Source organism: Niallia sp. 01092 (assembly GCF_052318935.1).
GTDB lineage: Bacteria > Bacillota > Bacilli > Bacillales > Cytobacillaceae > Niallia.
The window spans coordinates 1-7762 of the sequence record NZ_JBQRKO010000048.1 but is presented as its reverse complement, the minus strand read 5'-3'; the positions used below and the strand labels follow the sequence as shown (position 1 = coordinate 7762).

7 protein-coding genes and 1 pseudogene are annotated in these 7762 nt (G+C 35.1%); 4 read left to right on the top strand and 4 right to left on the bottom strand.

Going from position 1 to position 7762, the window contains the following annotated elements:
• Positions 1-204 precede the first annotated feature (204 nt).
• Positions 205-1101: a LysR family transcriptional regulator gene (locus ACTXGU_RS22115; protein WP_443483676.1), complete on the bottom strand. Its 897-nt coding sequence runs from the start codon at positions 1099-1101 to the stop codon at positions 205-207.
• A gap of 152 nt (positions 1102-1253) precedes the next feature.
• Between ACTXGU_RS22115 and ACTXGU_RS22110 the strand changes: the two genes are divergently transcribed.
• The 4 genes and pseudogenes from ACTXGU_RS22110 to ACTXGU_RS22095 all read left to right on the top strand — a co-directional run bounded on the left by ACTXGU_RS22110 (position 1254) and on the right by ACTXGU_RS22095 (position 5271).
• Complete coding sequence (locus ACTXGU_RS22110) at positions 1254-2270, top strand: zinc-binding alcohol dehydrogenase family protein (protein WP_443483677.1); 1017 nt, start codon at positions 1254-1256, stop codon at positions 2268-2270.
• Between the two features lie 146 nt (positions 2271-2416).
• A pseudogene (locus ACTXGU_RS22105) lies at positions 2417-3345 on the top strand (DMT family transporter).
• A 449-nt stretch (positions 3346-3794) separates the two neighbouring features.
• The gene (locus tag ACTXGU_RS22100; protein ID WP_443483675.1) at positions 3795-4253 is read left to right on the top strand and encodes a MarR family winged helix-turn-helix transcriptional regulator; all 459 of its coding nucleotides are present in this window, start codon (positions 3795-3797) and stop codon (positions 4251-4253) included.
• Positions 4240-5271 (top strand): threonine aldolase family protein, encoded by a 1032-nt coding sequence (locus ACTXGU_RS22095; RefSeq protein ID WP_443483674.1) that lies wholly within the window; start codon positions 4240-4242, stop codon positions 5269-5271. The genes ACTXGU_RS22100 and ACTXGU_RS22095 overlap by 14 nt, the downstream gene beginning before the upstream one ends.
• Before the next feature lie 42 nt (positions 5272-5313).
• On the opposite strand, the gene ACTXGU_RS22090 is transcribed toward ACTXGU_RS22095, so the two are convergent.
• The 3 genes from ACTXGU_RS22090 to ACTXGU_RS22080 form a co-directional block, all read right to left on the bottom strand.
• A complete protein-coding gene (locus ACTXGU_RS22090) occupies positions 5314-5526 on the bottom strand; it encodes a transposase family protein (protein ID WP_443483673.1) in 213 nt (70 codons plus the stop codon).
• Between the two features lie 511 nt (positions 5527-6037).
• Positions 6038-7237, bottom strand: coding sequence for an aminotransferase-like domain-containing protein (locus tag ACTXGU_RS22085; RefSeq protein ID WP_443483672.1), 1200 nt, complete (start codon positions 7235-7237; stop codon positions 6038-6040).
• Between the two features lie 95 nt (positions 7238-7332).
• A partial coding sequence (locus ACTXGU_RS22080) for an MFS transporter (RefSeq protein ID WP_443483671.1) occupies positions 7333-7762 on the bottom strand: 430 nt, incomplete at its 5' end.

The following is a 7762-nucleotide window of genomic DNA, read 5'->3' as shown; positions in this document are numbered from 1 at the left end:
ATAAAATATATATAAATAAAATTATCCATAAAAAAGAACATGCTCTGATTAAACCTTTATCAAAACATGTTCCTGTTATATTCATTCGATTAACTAGCCTTCTTTAAGATAAAAGTTAATTAAGCCCTTCTGTTTAGAAGGGCTTGGATCTGTTACGATATTTTTTTAATTATGGTTAAGGTTAAAACTATTTTATTTCCTTATTTACGACATCTTAACTGTTTTATCTGCGTACTGTTCAATAACAAATTCCCTGAAAAGCTGTGCGGACGGTGGCATATAATGACTTTCACTCCAAGCAATGCCGATGTTTCTGGTACACCTCGGCTCCTTAAGCTTCAGCCACGAAATGCCGTCCATTTGTAGTGCAGGAGCAGCAGGAAGTATCGAGACACCAAGTCCTGCCGATACGAGTCCGGCAACAGTAATGACCTCCTCACCTTCGAACTTAATTTTTGGAGTAAACCCCATTTTTTGAAAAAAAAGGTCCAAAGTATCTCGCAAACCACAATTGGGTTTAATACCTATAAAGGGTTCATCCATAATTTGATAAAGTTCGATTTCCTTATTTTGCGATAAATGATGTCCGGTTGGAACGGCGACAAATAATTCTTCCGTCAGTAAATCTAGTTTCAGTATCCCTTCCTTTAAAACGACGGAAGAGGTTATGAAAAAGTCACACTGTCCTTGCTCTAGTTTTTGCATCGCTACATCGTTTGAAAATTGAGAAAGTTCAAATTGGATGTTAGGGTATTTCTTGCCAAACTCTCTTAGTATTGTAGGTACCAATTGAGTTCCAGTAATATGCAAAAAAGCTAACGAAACGGTGCCGGAATTTGGATTTAGTTCTTCTAACAATTCCTGCTTTCCTTTTTCAACCTCTGTAATTGCCACCTCTATTCGTTTCAGAAACATCTTCCCATACCGATTAAGACAAACCTTTCGACCTTGGCGTTCGAAAAGTGGAACTCCCAACTCTTCTTCAAGCTTTGCAATGGAACGGCTAAGAGCAGGTTGGGTAATATGAAGTATTTTTGCAGCCTGAGTAAAATGTTGTATCCGCGCTAGCGTTTGAAAATATTCGAGTTGATTCCACTCCATTTAAAGAACTCCTCTCTTTTACAATCCATTACTGTAATGAATGATTTTGATAATTATAATAAATTGGACGTATGAATAAGTCAACTGTTATCATTTTTTTTGTAATACAACATTTGCAACTCAGGAAAGGAATGATTTCAATGACCAATACAATGAAAGCTGTTGGACTTTATCGCTATCTCCCTGTCGACAATCCGGAAAGCTTACTAGATGTGAACATACCCAAGCCTGAACCAACCGGACGCGATTTACTGGTGAAAGTAATGGCAATCTCGGTCAATCCAGTGGACACTAAAGTTCGCTCTCCTAAAGATATAGCTGAAACAGATCCACGTATCCTGGGCTGGGATGTGGCAGGTATCGTACAAGAAATTGGAACGGATTGCACACTGTATAAACCTGGTGACGAAGTTTACTATTCAGGTAGCATGGTTAGACCAGGCGGATACAGCGAATATCATCTAGTTGATGAAAGAATAGTCGGAATAAAACCAAAAACGGTGACTTTTGCCGAGGCTGCATCACTTCCTTTGACAAGCATCACGGCATGGGAAATATTATTTGAGCGTTTGTCGATTCCTGAGGACAATAAATTGAATAAAAACAAGTCAATTTTGATTATTGGAGCTGCAGGTGGTGTTGGATCAATTGCTGTCCAATTAGCTCGGTTGGTCGGGTTGACCGTTATCGGTACTGCTTCGAGAGAAGAGACATCAAAATGGGTAAAAGAACAAGGAGCAGTTGCTACAATCAACCATAATGAACCTTTAACCCCTCAATTAAATGAGTTGGGATTTGACTCTGTTGATTATATCTTTTGCCTGAGTGCACCAGATCCGTATTTGAAAGAGATGGAGGAAATCATCATGCCTCAAGGCAAAATGGCTTGGATTGCAGATGCCAACCAACCATTCGATGCGACCATGCTCCGCAAAAAGAGCGTGACGCTATTTTTACACAGTATGTTTACAAAGTCTATGTACCAAACATCTGATATGATTCAACAGCATCACTTGTTGAATCAAGTATCCGAATGGATAGATGCTAAGAAACTTAAAACAACCATGACTTATTGTTATGAGCCAATTAATGCTGAAAATCTCAGACTTGCTCATAAAATGATTGAATCAAGGCAGACGATTGGGAAAATCGTTCTTCAAAAATTTTAAAACCTAGTAAAAAATAACGATTTAAATCTTCTAATTCAACTAACAGAAGATTTCCTTCTTTAGTTAGACAAGCATCTATACATCTAATATAAAGGTTATAGCTTTAATTTACTTCCACTGTAATATTAAGATTTGGAGAAGAAATTATGAGAGAAAAAAACACAATGAAATCTTACTCGCGAACAAAAGGAATTACGTTAATACTAACTTGCGCAATATTATGGGGAGTATCAGGTACTGTTGCACAGTATGTGTTTCAAGAACAAAATCTGAGTGTAGAATGGTTAACTGTCGTACGTTTATTATTATCAGGTATTTTATTGTTAGCATTTTCTTATAGAAAAGAAAAAAATATATGGAAAATTTGGAAAAACAGAAGAGATGCATTAAGCCTTACACTATTTAGTATCATAGGTATGCTATCACTTCAATATACTTTTTTAGCAGCTATTCAACATGGAAATGCAGCTACAGCTACAGTGCTCCAGTTTTTAGGTCCTGCACTTATTATTGTTATTTAGCCATTCGTTCTAAGCGACTCCCTACTTTAAAAGAAGCCAGTGGTGTATTGCTAGCTATTTTAGGAACTTTTTTTCTTGTTACACATGGAAATATTCATAGTCTATCAATTTCTGGATGGGCACTATTTTGGGGGTTGAGTTCAGCGCTTGCACTCGTTTTCTATACCTTGCACCCTTATAGATTACTGCTAAAGTGGGGATCTACTATTGTAGTAGGTTGGGGAATGTTAGTGGGAGGCTTAGTACTTAGCTTTATTCATCCTCCTTGGAAAATTAAGGGGCAATGGTCTTTCCCTACTTACGCCGGAGTTATGTTTATTATTATTTTTGGTACACTGGTAGCTTTCTACTGCTATTTAGAAAGCTTAAGATATCTTAGTGCTTCTGAAACTAGTATATTATCTTCCGCAGAGCCTTTATCCGCAGCCTTTTTATCAGTTATTTGGCTACATGTAACTTTTGATTTTGCAGAATGGATAGGAGCATTATGTATTATAAGTACAATTTTTATCTTGTCAGCTAAAAAGACAGAAGTAAAAGAAATTAATTGTTAATAAGCGAAAAGCCTTGCTTATTTTGCTTTTCCCCCTATCAAGTAGACTGATTAAAAAGACTCAACAAGTGCAACCTAGTATTTTATTGGGGTGCACTTGTTGAGTCTTTTTGGAAACGTTTATAGTTATACTGATATTAACGAAATTAAATAAGCTACTAGTAAAGCCGATTTACTATTCAGATGATACTTTAATGCTCGATAAGATAATATTATTTTAAATGATAAGTAAAAAAATAAAGTCACATAAAAGGAACATCTTTCTATACTATTACTGAAAAACAATTCATTTCAATAAGACTATTTTTTAGAATCTACCTTACTACTCGTGTCAAATGTGATTTGTTTAGCTTATCTTATTCATAATAATTTAAAAATAAAAAAGTTGACATAGTCCACTAAACAATTTATTATTTGTTGACATAGTCCACAAAAAAAGAGAGGGATACTATGAACCTTAACGATAATATTGTTGCTGATATAAGGCGATTTAATCGGTTTTATACGAATATACTTGGTTTGTTAGATAAGCATGTATTTAAAGCTGAGTATTCTTTTACAGAATCACGGGTAATTTTAGAGATTGGTTTCATGGGACAGTGTATAGCAAACGATTTAGTCGAAAAACTCGATATTGATCGCAGCTATATGAGTAGAATCATTGCTAAGCTTATTAAAGATGGTCTACTAATTAAGGAAAGTTCGACATTGGATAACAGAACGAGTCTAATTCGATTGACACCAAAAGGGACTGCTTTTTTTAATCATTTAAATGAAAAATCTGATGAACAAATAGTGAAATTACTACAAGGTTTGTCACAAAAAGAAATAAAAGAAATACATGCTTCTATGTTGTTGATTCATAAGAAATTAAATAGGTCTGAGGAGGATATGCATGATACGATTTGAAAATGATTATGCCGAAGGTGCTCATAAGCGAATTATGAAACAATTAATTGAAACCAATGAAGAGCAGACACCCGGATATGGTATGGATGAACATTGTAAAAAAGCGAGAGTTTATATTAGAGAAGCATGTGATGCAAAGAATGCAGATATACATTTTTTAGTTGGAGGAACACAAACGAATACAACAATTATTTCCTCCATATTACGCCCCCATCAAGGGGTAATTTCTGCAATTACCGGTCATATTGCAGTACATGAAACCGGAGCAATTGAAGCTACTGGTCATAAAGTGCTTACTTTGCCGAGTGATGATGGGAAAATTCGAGCAGAACAGGTAAAAGAATTATATGCTGCTCATTGGAATGATGCGACTCATGAGCATATGGTACAGCCGGGCTTAGTATACATTTCTAATCCCACAGAGAATGGAACAACTTACAGTAAATCCGAATTGGAAGGATTAAGCAAAGCTTGCCGGGAATGTGGTTTGCCATTGGTTATGGATGGGGCTAGATTAGGATATGGTCTGGTTTCAAAAGACAGCGATTTATCCTTAGCTGATATTGCATCACTTTGTGATGTTTTCTATATTGGGGGAACGAAAATAGGAGCATTGTTTGGTGAAGCAGTAGTCATCATAAATGATAATTTTAAAAAAGATTTTCGGTATATGATCAAGCAAAAAGGAGGATTATTGGCTAAAGGAAGATTATTGGGGATCCAGTTTGAAACCTTGTTTGAAGATGGCTTATACTATGAAATTTCCAACCATGCTGTGGAAATGGCGATGATGATTCGAGAGGCATTTGTTGAAAAAGGCTTTTCATTAAGGTACGATTCCAAAACAAATCAACAGTTTCCTATTTTACATAAAGATGTGATAACGAAATTGAGCAAAAAGTATTCCTTTGCCATTTGGGAAAAAGTCGACGAAACTCACAGTGTTGTTAGATTTTGTACCAGTTGGGCTACAAAAAAGGAGAATGTTGAAATGCTGATAGAAGATATTAAGAAATAAGAATCGCGATGTGTGAATGGTGTATTGACTTGAATCAATAGTTTATCGGTTAAAGGAAGATGCAAAAATGTTAACGAAGAAGTGATATGCAGAGAATAGTTTCTTTCCGCAACTACACGCATATCGGAGTTCTCTATAAAATATCACGCTATAGCGTTCAAATACTTTCAAGTGTTTTATTTTTTGTATCCTACAATCATGAACTTTTTTTGTTCTCAGGCTACAAATTGGACAAGTATGTTGCTTTACTGGCATTTCTACATGGAAACAAAGTTAACCTCCACTGTTTCCACTTTTTTAATCAGCACTTCTTCTAATCCTAGTAAAACTATGTAAAATTCATGATGCACGTATCCCCACTCTATACTAGTTTCTAGTCAACTCAAGTATATAAGAATGGGTGATATAGTGCATATTTTATTTCTTAGAATTGTGTTTGAACCCCAACATATTTATTATAGAACCATAAAAATAAGCATAAAAAAGAACATGATCTGATAAAAACTATATCAAATCATGTTCTTGTTATATTTAAAATAATAGCACTTCTTTAGACCACATTGATGATAATAATCTTCTTTGTTAAATACCTCAATAATAAAAGGAATTAAACCTGTTTATTGATGTTTAAATTATAAGAACAATGGACACCCGATGTAAATATCCTATCCGTTCGTTCAACAAATGAGATATTGAACAATAAACGCAGTTTGCATTTGTTAAATAATACAACAAAACTCAGTTAAAATTCTTCTAATAAAAAAGTTTACATTTTTTCTAACTCCCGATGTAATACTTCTCCGATACGCTTCATGCCTTCAATAATTTTGTCTTTAGGCATATTCGAGTAATTTAAACGTAAAGCATTATTTTTTGTCCCATTTGGAAAGAATGGAGCACCAGGAACAAAAGCAACATTATTTTCCAAGCATTCTGCGAATATTTTCCTCGAATCAACGGACTCAGGAAGTTCAATCCAAATAAATAATCCACCTTCTGGCATACTATAAGATAAGTTTTTCGGGAAAAATTCTTCGATACAAGATAACATAGCTGTACATCTTTCTTTATATACAGCTTTAATTTTATTAATGTGCTCTTCGAGATCGTAGAGTTCCATATACTTAGATGTAATTCTTTGGGCAAAGCTGTCAGTATGTAAATCAGCTGATTGCTTAAAAGCAACATACTTATCAATGAAAGACTTGTCTGCACAAATCCATCCAAGTCGAAGACCAGGAGTAAAAATCTTAGAGAAAGTACTAATATAAATTACTCTACCCTCTGTGTCAAAATGTTTCACAGGCGGGAGTGCCTCTCCAGCAAATCTCACAGCTCCATAGGGATTATCCTCTACAATCAGTACATCATATTGAGTGGCAAGCTCAATCATTTTTTTTCGTCTTTCGAGCTTTAATGTACGGCCTGTAGGATTTTGGAAATCTGGAATCGTATAGATAAATTTTGTGTTAGGATGCTCTTGCAGTGTTTTCTCTAGCTCTTCTATAATCATTCCATCATTATCCATAGCTACTTCTACAAATTTAGCATTGTATGACTTGAATGCGTTAATTGCCGCAAGATAGGTTGGACTTTCACAAATAATGGTATCTCCCTCATTGATAAATAATCTTCCAGTAAGGTCAATTGCTTGCTGGGACCCTGATGTAATAAGAATATTTTCAATAGTAGAGTTGATTCCGATATATTCCATCCTTTTACAAATAGCTTCTCTTAAAGGAATATATCCTTCAGTCGTACTATATTGAAGAGAAGCCATACCTTCTTCATTCAATACAATATTGCATGCATTCTTAATAGCTTCTACAGGAAACAACTCTGGAGCTGGCAGTCCTCCTGCAAAAGAGATGATCTCTGGTCTTTCTGTTACTATTAATATTTCACGTATCTCAGAAGATTTTACTAAACCAGTTCTCTCAGCAAATTTTTTTCCATTTATAAACATCCTTTTTGTGTAATTGATTACGATTTAGCCATTATTTTAAAAATTAATTGCTACTTTTAAATTAATAATATCTTGAGTTTTCAGTCATTTTCCTTTTATTTTACTTTACTCTTACTACTACCAGCCCAAACAATAACTGGAATAAGCAGTAATGAAAGGACAGCACCAGCAATAGAAAGAGCTGCATAACTAGAATGTGCTACAACTATTCCAGATAATCCTCCTCCTAATGCTCCTGACAAAGCAATCAAAACATCTACAGAACCCTGTGCCTTGGCCCGAGTGGATGGTGGAGTTGCATCTACAATGATTGCTGTGCCACTAATTAAACCAAAATTCCAGCCAAGTCCAAGTAAAACAAGTGCTGTAATGAGTACTACCATCGAATCAGCAGGTCCCATAGCAGCTAGACTGCCAGAAGCTAGCAGTGTAATAGCAGAGGCAATGGCCATAGTAGCACGACCGATTTTATTAACAAGAAAACCAGTTACTAAAGAAGGTAAAAACATAGCACCTACGTGTAAT

Excerpts from the sequence above, each read along its gene's own strand:
- ACTXGU_RS22115 (WP_443483676.1), bottom strand. The coding sequence starts at position 1,101 with ATGGAGTGGAATCAACTCGAATATTTTCAAACGCTAGCGCGGATACAA.
- ACTXGU_RS22110 (WP_443483677.1), top strand. The coding sequence starts at position 1,254 with ATGAAAGCTGTTGGACTTTATCGCTATCTCCCTGTCGACAATCCGGAA.
- ACTXGU_RS22100 (WP_443483675.1), top strand. The coding sequence starts at position 3,795 with ATGAACCTTAACGATAATATTGTTGCTGATATAAGGCGATTTAATCGG.
- ACTXGU_RS22095 (WP_443483674.1), top strand. The coding sequence starts at position 4,240 with ATGATACGATTTGAAAATGATTATGCCGAAGGTGCTCATAAGCGAATT.
- ACTXGU_RS22090 (WP_443483673.1), bottom strand. The coding sequence starts at position 5,526 with ATGCCAGTAAAGCAACATACTTGTCCAATTTGTAGCCTGAGAACAAAA.
- ACTXGU_RS22085 (WP_443483672.1), bottom strand. The coding sequence starts at position 7,237 with ATGTTTATAAATGGAAAAAAATTTGCTGAGAGAACTGGTTTAGTAAAA.